Below are 15,146 nucleotides of genomic sequence, written 5' to 3'. Positions count from 1 at the left end.
ATTCCTTGTAATGATTACTGACTTTATGAGATTGAGCTTAAGTCTCTTTTCGGCGGACGCATTCTTTGCGTCTCTTGCCAGTTCGGAGCAATCCAAACTGGTGTGTTATTCGATTCTTCGAGTACGTTCCCCAAGATCATGTCCGCTGCACGCTCTGCAACCATGATGGTTGGTGCGTTTAAGTTGCCATTCGGAATCGTTGGGAAGATAGATGAATCCACCACGCGCAAGCCTTCAATACCACGCACTTGGCAAGCTTCATTCAGAACTGCCATTGGGTCATCGTCTGCGCCCATTTTGCAGCTACACGATGGGTGGTAAGCACTTTCCACGTTTTGCTTTACCCATTCATCAATCGCGTCATCGCTGGTGATGTTAAGACCGGGCTGGATCTCTTCACCACGGAACGCATCCATTGCTGGTTGGTTGAGGATTTCACGAGTTAAACGAATACAGTCTCGCCAATCCTGCTTATCTTGTTCCGTCGAGATGTAATTGAACTCGATCTTTGGCTTGTCATTTGGGTTGGCAGAAACCACTTCGACACTGCCGCGACTCTCTGGCTTGTTTGGACCAACATGCACTTGGAAGCCGTGACCATCAAACGCAGCACGCCCGTCATAACGCATTGCTGCTGGTAGGAAGTGATATTGAATGTTTGGCGATTTCAACCCTTCACGAGAACGGATGAACGCACACGATTCAAAGTGGTTGGTTGCGCCCAGACCTTTGCGTGTCAGAATCCACTCCGTACCAATCAAACCTTTGCTGATCAAACCTAACTTGCTGTTTAGCGTGATCGGCTGTTTGCAGTGGTACTGGAAGTACACTTCAAGGTGGTCTTGCAAATTTTTACCCACGCCTTCTAGCGCGTGTTTCACTTCAATGCCCGCTTTTTCAAGCACAGTCTTAGGACCAATACCCGAGAGTTGCAGCAGTTGTACTGAACCGATAGAACCTGCGCTCGACACAACCTCTTTGTTGGCGAAACACTGTTTGATTTTGCCAGATTGTTCAAACTCAATGCCGACCGCTTTCTTGCCTTCCAGCAAAATACGGTGAGCCGTTACGCCTTTCATCAAAGTGAAGTTACTACGCCTTTTTGCACGGCTTAAGTAAGCGTTAGATGTAGAAGCTCGCACACCTTTGTCTACCGTCATGTGCATAGGACCGAAGCCCTCTTGCTGGTAACCGTTATAGTCTTGCGTTTCTGGGTAGCCTGCATCTTTACCCGCTTCAATAAAAGCTTGGTAAAGTGGGTTCAACTTCATGTCGTTGCCGTTGCATGTCCCTACTGGACCGCTGTCGCCACGGTATTGGTCTGCGCCGCCTGTCCATGTTTCCGCTTTACGGAAGTACGGCAGACAAGCTTGGTAGTTCCAGCCTTTTGCACCTTCCGCTTCCCATTCGTCAAAGTCACAAGCATGACCACGAACATAAACCATGCCGTTAATCGAAGAGCTGCCGCCTAACACTTTGCCGCGTGGACAATGCAGTTGGCGTCCGTCTAACCCCTCTTCTGCAACAGTTTCGAACTGCCATGCGTACTTTTCGGTGTTCATTGGGTATGACAACGCTGTTGGCATTTGGATGAAGATGCTCTTGTCTGAGCCACCCGCTTCCAGCAGTAAGACTTGGTGCTGACCGGTTTCACTCAGGCGATCCGCCAAAACACAGCCTGCCGAACCAGCACCGACAATGATGTAATCGTAGTGTTGTTGCATTACAAATCCTCCAGACTGATTAGGCGTAAGGGCTATCGAAATCACCCAAATGCACTAACACGCTCTTGGTTTGGGTGTAATGCTTAAGGGTTTCAACGCCGTTTTCACGTCCAATGCCAGAAAGCTTGTAGCCGCCAACTGGCATTTCAGCTGGAGAATCGCCCCAAGTGTTAATCCAACAGATTCCTGCTTGGATTTGATGAATGACGCGGTGTGCACGAGAGAGGTTTTGCGTGAACACGCCAGCTGCCAGTCCGTAATCGGTGTTGTTAGCGCGTGCAATCACTTCGTCTTCGCCACTGAACTTAAGCACTGACATTACGGGACCAAAGATCTCTTGCTGCACGTGCGGCATGTCGTCTTCGCAATCAATGAAAACCGTTGGCACAACAAAATTACCGCTCGCCAAGCCGTTTTCTGTGACTTTGTAGCCTCCAGTCAGCAGCGTTGCTTTGCTTGCTTTCGCTTGTTCAATTGCAGAAAGAACTTTTGATTCGTGCTCTTTGGAAATTAGCGCGCCAATTTGGGTCTGCTCATCAAGCGGATCTCCAACCACCAGCAGTTCGGTACGTTTCTTAAGTTGAGCGACAAACTCATCATAAATACCTTCATGCACGAACACGCGAGTACCGTGTGTACAAACCTCACCTTGGGTGTAGAAGTTCGCGACCATTGCAGCAGAAACCGCGTCGTCTAGCTTGGCATCATCAAAAACGATCATTGGTGATTTGCCGCCAAGCTCCATAGTGACTTGCTTTAGCGTATTGGCACTGTCACCCATCACGACTTTGCCCGTACCGGATTCGCCCGTGAAAGAGACTTTAGCGATGTCAGGATGTGCGGTGAGCATTTGCCCCACTCGGTAATCACCTTGAATAACGTTGAACACGCCATCAGGCAACCCAGCTTCGCTGTAGATTTCTGCCAGCTTGAGTGCGGTTAACGGGGTTTCTTCTGATGGCTTAAAGATCATCGCATTACCCGCAGCAAGCGCAGGAGCTGATTTCCACATCGCGATTTGAATTGGGTAGTTCCACGCACCAATACCTGCACAAATGCCCAGAGGCTCGCGGCGAGTATAGAAAAACTGCGATTCATTCAGCGGTTGCTGTTCGCCATGCATGCTAGGCGCAAGACCTGCGTAGTACTCGATCACATCTGCGCCCGTTGCAATGTCTACGCAATTCGCTTCTTGAATCGGTTTGCCCGTATCCGCGACTTCTAATGCTGCCAATTCGTCGTTTCTTTCACGAAGTAGCGCCACCGCTTTAAGCAGGATACGACTGCGCTCTGTCGCCGTCATGGCAGACCAAATCGCAAAGCCGCGCTTGGCAGATTCAATTGCCGCTTGCATATCTTGCTGGTTAGCCTGCTTCACATTCGCAAGCGGCTCACCATTGGCTGGATTGTATGTGGTGAAGTGTTCTTCCGAGCATCCTAGGTGCATGGCACCATCGATGTAGTGTGCTTTCATATCCATTTGAAGGTTTGACTCTTTATTTTTGTTTTGAGTAGAACGTGAGTTGTTTATCGAGATAGTCGTTGATGATGACGCGTGCTTTCTCGGCATCGATGCCTTGCGGGTTGAGCGTTCCGCGCAGCCAAATGCCATCAATCAGTGACGCAATACCATGCGCTACTAGCTCTGCTTGGTCATTATCCAGCAAAGCTTTTAATTCTTTTTTTAGGTGAGAAAGGAGGCGTCGTTCATTCACTCGTTGCAGACGTTTGAGCTGGGCGTCATGCATGGAGTACGACCAGAATGCCAACCAAGTTTTTGCCACTTGGTTCTCGGCTTGGAAACCCACAAAGTTGCCGTCGATGATGGCATTAATACGTTGATGATGCGCATCAGCCGGCAGCTGGCTTAGGTTCTCTTTGATGGTGGCAGAAAGCTGGCGCAGGATTTCACGCATGGTCTCTTCTAACAAGCCGTGCTTTCCACCGAAATAGTGATTAATGATCCCTGTTGATACCCCTGCTTCTTTGCTGATCAACGAGATACTCGCGGAGTGCAAACCTACTCTGTCGATGACCGACATCGTCGCTTTGACTAGCTGCGGTTTTCTGATTTCAGGCATCCCAACCTTGGGCATTTTGCATCCTTGTTGTTTTTAATTGAACGGTTAGTTAAATATAAAATGCCTTAAATTTAGTTCGAACTCAAACTAATTATCTAGAAAAAATGACAGATACAGCCGAATCATTTCGACCACAATCATTACTAAAACTTGAGAAAAGATAGAATTTATGAAGATTTAACAAGTAAAAACAGAAAAACAAAAACCTTTAAAAATCAACAATTATAACATTTATAACGCAAATTATAGATACAAAGACTCATGAGAACCCCGTTCTTATCAAAAGTACAAGCAAAGACAAATACAACGAGCTCAAATATTTTCTACACATTTTATTTTTAAGTTTGTTAATTGACCAAGGAATGGCATACCACTTCGCCACAGCGAATCTACAGCAACAAAATGTAAACGTTTCGTGTCAATTAAAATCGCCCAGTACAGCAAGGAAAACAACGAACCGGAATAGCTAGGTGTCTCCGAGTCGTTTGACGCCCCTATTTAGTTAACTAAGAGCGAGCTTCAGCAAAACGACTTTCATTTTCGCACTCAATATTTCTGCTGAATTTGATTCAGCAATCAAAAAGATCATTAAAAAACCCTCTAATGAGCATATTGATCACAACTCATATCAGCCTACTTTGCTCAGAAATAGCGCAATTTATATAATAATGCTGAATCGATTCAGCAATACTTAGATTTGAAAAATAAATAAGGAATAAAGGATGAAAAATTCGTACATCGCTTGTACCGCTATGCTACTCGGACTCACTACCCTACCTGTTTCTTCAGCAGAATTTGTTCTAACTAATTCTGCTTTAAATCAAGACGTTGGAGATTGGAAAATGACTAGTCGCTCCCTCGGCTTTAATCCAGACTTGCCCTTCAGCATTGAAAAAAAACGTTTGCACGGTGGAAAACAATTTGGTGTTGATGTTCTCGTCATAGACAACGGCATTTTGGAAGTTACCCTTATCCCAACTCGTGGGATGGGCATCTTTGATGTCAAAATGGATGGAGAGCGAATTCTTGGCTGGGACTCACCTGTCAAAGAGATCGTAAACCCAGCATTCATCGAGCTGGAAAGTCGCAATGGTCTTGGCTGGCTCGATGGGTTCAATGAAATGCTTGTACGTTGTGGGTATGAATGGACAGGTCACCCGGGCGTTGATGATAACGGTCAGCTTCTAAGCCTGCATGGTCGAGTCCAAAATACACCCGCTTCTACAGTAAAAGTGATCATTGATGATAATCCCCCACACAGAATTAGGGTGCAAGGTACCGTTTCAGAACGCACTTTCAAAAAAGCAGAACTGGTGACTCATACAGAGTTATCAATACTGCCAGGTAGCAACTCATTCTCTCTACACGATAAGTTAACCAACATGTCTGACTACGATGACGAGTACCAGATTATTTACCACTCTAACTTTGGTAGACCTATTCTTGAAAAAGGGGCGAAGTTTTCCGCAGCAGTCAAGGAAGTCTCTCCATTCAACAACTACGCAAAGGCGGGCTTAGATAGTTGGCAAACCTATCAAGGACCAACAAAAGGCTACGATGAAATGGTATTTAACTTGAAGCCAATAGGTGACGATTCCGGACAAAGTTTAGCGGTGCTTCACAACAAAAAAAGCGATAAAGGTGTGGCGCTCAGTTATAACGTAGAGCAACTGCCTGTACTGACACTATGGAAAAATACTGATACATACAAACAGGGTTATGTGACCGGCATTGAGCCCGGAACCAGTTACGCCTACAACACGAAGTACCAACGCCCATTAGGCTTAGTTCCAACCATACGAGCAGGTGAAAGCAAATACTTTGATCTAACCTACTCAGTACTTAGAAACCAAAATGAAGTCAAACAAGCACTCACTGAAGTCGCTAAAATCCAACAGGGTCAAAAAGTGGAACTGATCAGCAAGCCACTCGTAAACCTAGATAATTAACAATGCTTCAGCAATAAAAGGAGCCGCGATGTGCGGCTCTTAATCTAATGTATGCTTTAGGAAGTCGACTATCGAGAACTAGTAGCAATCAGCGCTTCCATCTCAGAAACGTGCTTGCTTAGCGGTTCACCTTTCGCGCCACAAACACGATTTCGTCCTAAAGTTTTGGCTTGATACAAAGCCTTGTCTGCTCGACGATAGGTTTGCTCAACCGAACGATTGATTGCCGTAATGCCACCACTGACCGTGATGCCCAATACACTTTTCGACTGAATGATTTCTTTCAGCCGGTAAATCGCTTCAAACGCGTTTCGAGTATTGGTCTCAGGCATAATGATGGCAAACTCTTCTCCCCCAACACGTGCAACAATATCAGTTTCACGACACTCCGACTTCATCAATCTAGCGAGGTCTTTGAGTACGACATCGCCCACATCATGACCGTGCTGGTCGTTGATTTGTTTGAAATGGTCAATATCTATGATGGCTAAGGTGGCATTAGAAAACCCATATCGACCGGCGATGTTTGCGTAGCGAGCTAATTCTTCGTCAAAACGACGACGGTTCCAGCATGCCGTTAAAGGATCTTTTTCTGCTAAGCTCTTTAATTTGCTCTCTAGTCGAGCACGATGACTAACATCTCGAAAACTCACGACATAACGATCTCGCGTACCTACCCCCACTTTATAATGTGTGATGTGCACATCTAACGTTAAGTGGTCTCCAAAACGATTGGTCACTTTGATCTCGTCTTTCCAATTCGCTTTAGCGCCCAACTTAGTAAGTGCTTCATTTAATGGACGAAAGCCAAACTGCTTTAGATTTTCACCATTTAATTGTTCACTTGTGTACCCCGTCAGCCTCAAGAAACTTTTGTTGACGTAGTCTACTCGCAAATATTGATCAAGAATCACCACACCAATGACTGAGTGAGCAGCAATACTGGCAATCTTTTCATCAATTCGTTCGCTCTCAAGATAATAATTACGAATAACCATCAATAACCCGATGGCAAAAAGCATCAGTGCCTGCCAACTGTAATCATACGTAAGTGTGTAAATACCCCAGCCGGTTATCGTCAACAGATAAACAATGGGCAGCAACTTCCGTTTGTTGTCGTTAGTAAATTGTCTCGCATTCATGACGTATGCTCCGAATAATTCAATGAGCAGAGGTTATTCAATTCGGAGAATAGAAATTTACCAATTCGCGCCACTGGTTTATCGCTAACCTCGCTCTGACAAAACAGACAAAGTGATTGATTGTTCGCAAATGTCGCTTAATGGCAATTTTTGTTATCCATTTCTCCCTACCTTATTCGTCAACTTATTTGAATTAGGAAACAGAAATGAAAGCACGCAATGCCCTTTTAATCTTATTGACGAGCACAATTGGCTTTAACGCTTACGCGATTACAGACGCCAGCAAGATCGGTGCGAATGCAGGAGCAATGAGTTATTGCTACGACCACGTCGCCTCTGGCAAAGACAAATCGAAATACCGTTTGTTGAAGCTGAAAACACTGGAAGAGTATCAAGACCTAGACAGCGGTGACCGAGCCAGAGCTTTGGTAATGAAGAAAGCCGCCGAAGATGGCGAATACCTTGGTGACCCGTTAGATAAATCTCGCTGTAACAGCTTAAGAAAAATGTTGTTCGTAAAATATTAGTCGATCAAGTGTCCGACAAAGCCATCACTGTTTAGTGGTGGCTTTTTTGTATCTGTAATCCACTCATCATAAATTCACCTTGGTTATTTATAACCATTCCAAGCAATACTCATTTTCTATCTTTACGTGCGAGGTGGCGCCAAATGGTAAGTCCCTAATCTCACTTATTCCTACTATGTCGCTACAGGGTATGCATTGAGCGACAGGAGTCCCCCACTTAAAAATGAGAGACCAACATGACTTACGCAGAGTTCAAACAAACTGATTTACACACGTGCCTTACTGTTGCTGGCGAATTGATGGTAACGATTGGTAAAGTTGCTTTTAAAGCCGTAAAAATTCTAAGCAAAGCCTTTGGCTGGTTGGTAATCAAAACCTATCGTTATGTGATGAAGTAAGCCCTACAAGTCCTTTCACCAAAACCTTTTTAGTCCGAACCGCGCCTTATTTAAGGCGCGTTTTTTTGTTTGCCTTGTTTGTATTTCATCAACCCTTTTATGCTTTACCCAAGTAGCCTTGAGATGCTTGGGACATCTCCTTCCCCTATCTTTTTTCTTTACGCACGCCAGCTAATAACCAGCCAGTAACGATGTCGCTCTAAGAGATGAAATCTCTGCCTCTGTCTTCTCCTATACCGCTTAATTTATGGTGTTCTCCCTTCGACACTCCCGTGGTAGAACATTACTAAACTCAATGCTAGAAGAACACAAAGGCGCTCTCGATAGCCAATACGGATGAGTTTAAAATGGGCACGATGGTTTAACACGAGTAGATGTTGGCAGTAAGAACCAAATGGATGAAGCCAACAATAGATTAGCCGAGAAGGTTTTTGAAAAGTGACATACACTCTAATCCCAAGACGCAAAAAAGGCGCTCGATGAGCGCCTTTGAAAACAGGATAACTTGTTTATAATGTGTTCTTATAAACCACACCATCTTTCATGATGACTTTCTTAGTTTCGTCTTTCATTACACAATCAACACCCTCAAGTGGATTCCCGTCGACGATAAGTAAATCTGCATACGCACCTTCCACAATTTGACCTAATTTGCCTTCTTGATAAGGGTGTTTGTAAGTCGACAATTCAAACAAACGACCACAGTTTGAAGTTGCCATGCGCAGTGCAGTGATGGTGTCGAACGTTTTTTCAATCGCACCAAGCTCTTGCATCTGACTTTCATGAACGTTTGCTTTACCGACACAGTCAGTACCAAACGCTAGGTTTTGAATATCGTATTTCTTGATAAGCTCAGCAGACTTAAACATTGCCTTACCAACGCGTTCTGTCTTGCGGTAAGTCTCTTCGTTTGGCAGCGGGATCTTACGCTCCGCAATCAGTGATGACGTGAAGTATGACGGAACAAGCCAAATGCCTTTCTCTTTTACAATTTGAGCGATTTCATCGTCCATAATAGTAGCGTGCTCAAAGGACATTACCCCTGCTTCTGCTGCACGTTTCATCGCTGGTGCTGTGTGAATATGAGCCGCGACATAGGTACCATAGTCGCTTGCTGCTTCCACCGCTGCTTTCATTTCATCTAACGTGTATTGCAACGTATCCAGCGGGTCGAAGGTAGAGGATGCACCGCCACCTGCCATCACCTTGATTTGGGAAGCACCCATGAACAGTTGCTCACGAACAGCTTTCAATACTTCTGCACGACCATCCGCGACTTTAAACGCGCCCGTTTTCATCAGTGGCGAGTCTTCATGACCGCTCGCTAGACGTTCTTGCGCTTGGTTTTGGCGGTAGTCTGAGTGACCACAAGTTTGCGAAATCGCCGCCATACAAGGCAAAATTCGAGGACCTTTGGCGTAACCTTTATCGATGCTGTTTTTCAAGCCCAGTGTGTTGCCAGCAACATCACGAATGGTCGTAAAGCCACGCATCAACATCTCTTCAGAAATTCTCGCAGAACGAATCGCAATCTCTTCTCTCGTCATACCATCTAGCTCATTAAAGCCTGCTGAAAGCGTGATGTGTACGTGCGCATCAATCAAGCCTGGCATCACCGTTTTGCCTTCTGCATCGATGATTTGCTCAGCATTCGAGTCATCCACTTTCCCGATTTGTGTGATTAAGTTGTTTTCAATCAGAAGGTCCACGTTCTTCAGAAGTTGCTCATCCACACCGTTAAACACGTTTGCATTTTTAATTACGATACTCATGGTTTCTATCTCCGAGTCAGTTGTCTCAATACAGGTACATCATATCGAGCGGTTGAGAAATAGAATTGCCATTTCACGACAAGTGCACATTCTTGGTCTAAGCAGTGAATCAACAACAACCAGAAAAAGTGCCGGAGTAGAAGTGTTAGATGCTAAGGAAGGAGACAAACAAAAAAACTCTGACCAAGAATTGTCAGAGTTTTTTTAGTTCACAGTAATCAGTGAGTGGCTTGGAGATGCTGCTCTACGTTGAGTTGAAGTTGATGGATTTGATCAATCGCACTAGGCGTACCTTTCGCGAAATCGAAAGGCTCATTATTCAGTGCGCACACCGTCCCAATAACTTCACCTTTAAAGGTGATTGGCACACCGTAATACACACCGAGACCAAATTTCACTAAGTCTTCATTGCCCTTCCACTCTTCATCCATACTTGCATCCGCCACCAGCAACGGCTGTGCAGTATCAACGACGCGTTCGCAGTACAACTCATGACAACCTTGTTGATTACTTTTAGGACCAGCATCACCAACGTGGTAAATAGGTTGCTCATTCGCCGCAAACACCACCATTTGATCCGGCTTAGATTCCATAATCAATAAGGAATGCAGTTGAAACTGATGGGCGATATTTTCGAGTTGAGCTGTCAGCTCATCACGATAATTGGCTAATTTGATAAAAGGCATCGTATTTCTTACTCCTATAGATAGCTATTCACTTAAATCCGTTTTCTTATGGGCTAACTGATACTTCACGGCATTGTCGTAACCCATGTATTTACCAAGCTTTTTCTCCGGCACCGAAGTCAGATCCACGACAATCAAACCATCTAGCGTATAGTTAAACGCTGGGTCGACATTAAAGCAGACTAACTTGCCATTCATGCTCAGGTACTGTTTGAGAAGCACCGGAATTCCCATACCACGTTCAAGACGACTGAGCACTTTGGATAACAAAGGCAACTGAGAGAGTGAGCTCAACATATCCGGTCGCCAAAATTCTTGATCGTTTCTCTCTAAAGGCGTTGTTGGCGAAACCAATTTGGCTTTCTCATTATCGTAATAATGAACCGACATAACGGAGGCGATGAGCTGCCTTGCCACTGGGCTATAATCGTTGCTGATGCTTACGGGACCAAAGAGATGGGTGTACTTTGGGTTGCGCTGAACAAAAGACGCAATGCCCTTCCACAATAAAAGCAATGAATGCATGTTGCGTTGGTATTGCTTCGCAACCACCGAGCGCCCCAGCTCAATCGAGCAACCTAGAGTTTTGATAAACGCTTTATCATATTTGAACAAACTGGTTGAATAGAGGGCATGAATTCCGCCTTGTTCAATCAGCTCATCAACCAGACCTAAACGATAAGCACCCACAAGTTCTCGGTTGGTTTTATGCCAAACAAAGAGCTGATGGTAGTTGGGATCAAAGAGGTCGACATCACAGCTCAAGCCGCTGCCTTCTCCAACATCTCTAAAGCTTTCTTCTCGTACGCGCCCAATCTCACGCATCATTTGCGGCATTTTTGGTGTAGGCGCACAGTACACTTCAAAATCAGCCTGCTCTAATAATTTAAACTCAGACAGATCCAGAAGTTCATTTTCTAAAGTCTCTGTAAGAATAGGCGCAATTATTGGTTCTGCATGAAGAGTTTGTTGAGTGAGCTCCTTGCGACTGTCCATACTTCCCATTAAATAGGTGTTCAAACGGAAGTACTGGGTAATATCTTCATCATTTTCAAACCCTTGTATCTCGCGATAAGGGATTGGATTGCCGATTGAAACAGAAATGATCTCACCCGACTTATTGAGAAGTTCTCGTCCCAGCAGTGCCGTTCTAAGAAGCGGATGAATTCTCCCAGCTTGATAAAATAATTTGCTGTTCATACCACTAATAAACAAAGGCACAGTCGTCGCTTGAGCATGCTTAACAAATTTTGCTACTGAGTGGCTCCATGTTTTATCAGTGATTTTATTTTCACTGGCTTGCCAAGAAGAGACTTCTCCAGCAGGGAAGATAATCAACACCCCACCTTCTTTGAGATGTTGGTTCGCCGCTTTAATTGCTCGTCGATTGGTTTGCTTTGCCTTTTCACCACCAAACACATCAACACCAATAAACAATTCATCCAGCTCAGGAATTCGCTTTAACAGTTCGTTAGCAAGCACTTTGACATCCTTGCGCACTTGGGAAATCAAGGAAGCTAAAATGATCCCTTCAATTCCACCAAACGGATGGTTAGCAACAACCAAAACCGAGCCATCACTGGGAATATTCTCTAAGCTGCCATGTTGAACTCGATATTGAGTACCAATTCGAGCAAGCGCTTCATGCATAAATGAATGACTATCTTCAGGTAACGGTTCTTGCTTGTACAAGGAATCTAACTTGGAAAGCCCAGTAGCCCACTCGACAACAGACTCACCTATTCCAAATGGCGTTTTTCTTGATAACCGGAAAGGACTTTCAACCATATTAGGCTCCTTTCATTAGCAAGGTGTTTGTAAAAGAGCCCTGAGCTCTAATATCGCGAATGGTTAAGAAAATAGCGGATAGCCAAACAAGGCAAGCCATACCGAATAGCAATCCACCATCATTACCTATCACTTCGCCCGTAGCGCTAAATTCAGGCATTACAACACCTAGCGGCGTAAACAAGTGGAATAAAATGGCTCCGGTCATAATCCCAACGGTCATTGTTGAACCAACACCATGGAAACGAGTAAACAGTAAAATGGCTGCAATTAACTCAGCAATCCCAATTAAATACCCGCCATAAACGCCAAACCAATGAATCCCTGACCATTCTCCTAACGTGCCAAAAATATGATCGGTTTCATATGAACCAGTAAACTTAAAAAATAATGATTGAATAAAAACGAAAGCAATAAAAATCGAAGGTATATGTTTCTTTGGAATAAATGTCATGAGATGAACCTTATTATTTCTGAGTCTTATTACTGCTGAATCAATGTTGGCCAGTTTTTATCGGCTGCAGCAATATGTCCTGCGCGGTCATCATCCCACCACTGCTTCACTTCTGCGTCGTAATTTAGATACAGCTTGCCATCAACAATTGCCCATTGTTTAGGATCCGCAGGGGCAAAATCATTTTTAGCGGATACCGCCCATGCACAATAGCCACCATACTGTGGCGCATAAGCTTCTGGATTTTCTATAAATTTATTTAAATTATCTTGAGAAGAAAAATACCAGTCTGCCCCTTTGTATTCAGTTTTCCAGTTACTGTTTCCTTTCACAGGCTGACCTTCTGTAAAATAGGAGACCGTGTCATAACCGCTTAATGCCTTATTACTAAAAAATCCGGTATAAATTTCATCTTCCGCAAAAGAAGAGAAGCTGATTAATACCATCAGTAATGCGAATAATTTTCTCATCATTAAATTCCTTATTCGGAAATACGTTCTATCGAGGTATTGCCCTCACTAAGAAGGCATATTCACTGCGTGATTTATTTGGTGCTAATAAAAAGACAGGACAAATGATATAAAAATTACAAAGAATTGAAAATTAAATAAGAAAAGTACTGAATAACTGTTTTACGGCGTGAAGTTGAATAACAGATGTCCCCATTCATCACCCGTTGTTGGGGTATCCATACCCAAATAACCTCAAGATACTTGGGTATAGATCAATGCTTTTAGTCTGTCATCGGGTACAGCTGCGTCAGGACTTTCTCTTCTCGCCATGCTTGAATGAGAGCACCCAGTGTCGGCGTTTGATGCCCTCGCAGCTTCTGCTTTGATCCGATTTGATAAAGTAATCGGTACTGCTTTAGCAATGTGGCGAAGATATGAGTTAGTGGTGTATCGCTATCCCAGATATGTGCCGCTTCACTGCTCGCACCATTAATCTCTAAGATATCAAAATGTTCACCATTCATTAGAGCATGAATATCTTTAAACTTGATATCCAATCGCCCGTAGTGGAATCCATTAAAATCCCCTAGCACTTGATCGAGCTTCTTTTCCAGCTCTTGCGTAATGAATCGGTTACCATCACGAAAAATGGCACCACGTGAATGGCTTCCTGCAAAGGCTAGTTGAAATTCTTCACCTTTCGCGACGATCACTTCTAATTGCTCACTGTGCCTTGGTAAATAAAGGTGCTGTAACTTACCAGCCCTTGGACACTTCTCGATAAGCTGCTTAAGCGTAGACTGCCCATCACCAATCACTCGAGGGGAATATTTTAATGTCAGTGAGATGATTTTCCCTCGGGTTTCGCCTGGCTGCCTGACGTAAAATACCCCAGCTTCAGCGCTGTAGTCTGATTTCTTCTGTAACAGGAAACGTCCATCAACGGGAAACGTTTTAATGTAGCTTCTTAGCTGTTCATCTGAACGCAATAACTTCACGCCAGCACCACGGCAACCAAGATCAGGTTTCGCCACCAATGGATACTCTAAACTCGATCGTTTTAGCTGCTGTGTTGCGTCTTCTAAAGCAGTTTCAAGCTGTTCATGCGTCTTAGTTAATGTGATAAAAGGCAATATCCACTGCTTAGTTTTGTCTCCCGAAGAAGCGAAAATGTCATGCTTGGACTCCCCCACCATACCGCTTAACTTGATTGAAGGGTTTGCGATCAAAGGTAATGCCCAATCTCGGTGGATAGCGCTGAGGACCGCGCTTTGAATCACCACGGGTGTATAAAAAAACCAAGCTGGTAAAAACTCAAACGGAGAGACTACTCGCTTTGGTTCTTGAAGAATGGGCATACCGGCATTAACCATTCCGTTTGGGATCATTTCAACGTGGGCGAGTTTCACCATATGTGTTCCTTAACAATGTTTTTGAAATCAGTTTGTTGAGCAGCAACATTACGACCAATCCAATCGGAATCAACAAAGTGTTTATTTGATGTTGTTGAAGCCATTGCATGCTGCCTAGTTGGAAGAAAGAGCCAAAAATCAACGCAGTCCATAAACTCGTCGCGCTTAACACGGCGATGAGAAACTTCATTTTGGGCACATCCAAAAATCCGCTAAGCGTAAACCCTACGGTTCTTAATCCGGGAATAAACCGAACGATGAATAACGTAATGAAAGCTTTACGATGAAGTGTGCGTCGCACGCGCCTAGCACGTTGATATCGAAGCAAGCGATAGCGGAAAAAACGTACCTTTTGTGCCAATTTCCCCAGCCAATAAAGCCCTATGTCTCCTGTGGCGATACCTGTAAAAATCGCCAATAACGCAAGAGGTGTTGGCATCACTTGCTCTACCGCTAAAGTAGCGGCAGTAACGATAGCCAAATCTTCAAGTAAGTATGACAACAATACGACTCCGAGAAATAGCATCGACAGAGGCACATTGCCTTGATACAGCCAAGCTTCTAACGTTGCCACTTCACTCATATTCTCTGTCCCATTGCTATTCACTCGTCATTCAAGGCCTCTACGAGATGATTTTTCGATCCATATTGATGAACAGAAATAACTAGAGGCTATGGTTAAAGACAGGATCATCAGTAACAAAATTTCACTGCAATACAGAGAAAGTCGATAACGCCCAACGTTGTTGCGTCAGTCGAAT

Annotated in this window: 14 protein-coding genes; 3 read left to right on the top strand and 11 right to left on the bottom strand. The window is 44.3% G+C overall.

Annotated elements, in window-relative coordinates; all coding sequences use genetic code 11:
* Positions 1 to 23: 23 nt before the first annotated feature.
* The 3 genes from betA to betI are packed head-to-tail and all read right to left on the bottom strand — an operon-like array spanning position 24 to position 3,820.
* Positions 24 to 1,724, bottom strand: coding sequence for a choline dehydrogenase (gene betA / locus OH459_RS20130; RefSeq protein WP_269988345.1), 1,701 nt, complete (start codon positions 1,722 to 1,724; stop codon positions 24 to 26).
* Between the two features lie 19 nt (positions 1,725 to 1,743).
* Positions 1,744 to 3,204 (bottom strand): betaine-aldehyde dehydrogenase, encoded by a 1,461-nt coding sequence (gene betB / locus OH459_RS20125; RefSeq protein WP_269988343.1) that lies wholly within the window; start codon positions 3,202 to 3,204, stop codon positions 1,744 to 1,746.
* Positions 3,205 to 3,220: 16 nt separating this feature from the next.
* Entirely contained in the window at positions 3,221 to 3,820 is a 600-nt protein-coding gene (gene betI / locus OH459_RS20120; RefSeq protein ID WP_269988341.1) for a transcriptional regulator BetI, read from the bottom strand.
* 707 nt (positions 3,821 to 4,527) lie between these two features.
* Here betI and OH459_RS20115 point away from each other — a divergent pair.
* Positions 4,528 to 5,754, top strand: a complete 1,227-nt coding sequence (locus OH459_RS20115) for an aldose 1-epimerase family protein (RefSeq protein WP_102949543.1) — start codon at positions 4,528 to 4,530, stop codon at positions 5,752 to 5,754.
* Between the two features lie 68 nt (positions 5,755 to 5,822).
* On the opposite strand, the gene OH459_RS20110 is transcribed toward OH459_RS20115, so the two are convergent.
* The gene (locus tag OH459_RS20110) at positions 5,823 to 6,896 is read right to left on the bottom strand and encodes a sensor domain-containing diguanylate cyclase (RefSeq protein WP_085319153.1); all 1,074 of its coding nucleotides are present in this window, start codon (positions 6,894 to 6,896) and stop codon (positions 5,823 to 5,825) included.
* A gap of 206 nt (positions 6,897 to 7,102) precedes the next feature.
* Between OH459_RS20110 and OH459_RS20105 the strand changes: the two genes are divergently transcribed.
* Together OH459_RS20105 and OH459_RS20100 are read left to right on the top strand one after the other, a co-directional pair.
* Positions 7,103 to 7,423, top strand: coding sequence for a hypothetical protein (locus OH459_RS20105; protein WP_005452298.1), 321 nt, complete (start codon positions 7,103 to 7,105; stop codon positions 7,421 to 7,423).
* 236 nt (positions 7,424 to 7,659) lie between these two features.
* Complete coding sequence (locus OH459_RS20100) at positions 7,660 to 7,821, top strand: hypothetical protein (protein WP_009697120.1); 162 nt, start codon at positions 7,660 to 7,662, stop codon at positions 7,819 to 7,821.
* A 509-nt stretch (positions 7,822 to 8,330) separates the two neighbouring features.
* Here OH459_RS20100 and OH459_RS20095 read toward each other — a convergent pair.
* The 7 genes from OH459_RS20095 to OH459_RS20065 all read right to left on the bottom strand — a co-directional run bounded on the left by OH459_RS20095 (position 8,331) and on the right by OH459_RS20065 (position 14,968).
* Complete coding sequence (locus OH459_RS20095) at positions 8,331 to 9,593, bottom strand: metal-dependent hydrolase family protein (protein ID WP_005452300.1); 1,263 nt, start codon at positions 9,591 to 9,593, stop codon at positions 8,331 to 8,333.
* Positions 9,594 to 9,811: 218 nt separating this feature from the next.
* Positions 9,812 to 10,279 (bottom strand): GAF domain-containing protein, encoded by a 468-nt coding sequence (locus OH459_RS20090; RefSeq protein WP_005452302.1) that lies wholly within the window; start codon positions 10,277 to 10,279, stop codon positions 9,812 to 9,814.
* A 24-nt stretch (positions 10,280 to 10,303) separates the two neighbouring features.
* Complete coding sequence (locus OH459_RS20085; RefSeq protein WP_269988338.1) at positions 10,304 to 12,067, bottom strand: lysophospholipid acyltransferase family protein; 1,764 nt, start codon at positions 12,065 to 12,067, stop codon at positions 10,304 to 10,306.
* A gap of 1 nt (position 12,068) precedes the next feature.
* The gene (locus tag OH459_RS20080; protein WP_061066559.1) at positions 12,069 to 12,521 is read right to left on the bottom strand and encodes a hypothetical protein; all 453 of its coding nucleotides are present in this window, start codon (positions 12,519 to 12,521) and stop codon (positions 12,069 to 12,071) included.
* Positions 12,522 to 12,550: 29 nt separating this feature from the next.
* Positions 12,551 to 12,991 (bottom strand): YHS domain-containing (seleno)protein, encoded by a 441-nt coding sequence (locus OH459_RS20075; RefSeq protein ID WP_005452306.1) that lies wholly within the window; start codon positions 12,989 to 12,991, stop codon positions 12,551 to 12,553.
* 263 nt (positions 12,992 to 13,254) lie between these two features.
* Complete coding sequence (locus tag OH459_RS20070) at positions 13,255 to 14,385, bottom strand: D-alanine--D-alanine ligase (protein WP_074051359.1); 1,131 nt, start codon at positions 14,383 to 14,385, stop codon at positions 13,255 to 13,257.
* Positions 14,363 to 14,968: a DedA family protein gene (locus tag OH459_RS20065; protein ID WP_005452310.1), complete on the bottom strand. Its 606-nt coding sequence runs from the start codon at positions 14,966 to 14,968 to the stop codon at positions 14,363 to 14,365. The genes OH459_RS20070 and OH459_RS20065 overlap by 23 nt, the downstream gene beginning before the upstream one ends.
* Positions 14,969 to 15,146 lie beyond the last annotated feature (178 nt).

The sequence above is a fragment of the Vibrio sp. MM46 genome (assembly GCF_027587135.1).
GTDB lineage: Bacteria > Pseudomonadota > Gammaproteobacteria > Enterobacterales > Vibrionaceae > Vibrio > Vibrio harveyi.
Note: the sequence above shows the minus strand (reverse complement) of the source record. Positions and strands in the feature narration are given on the sequence as shown.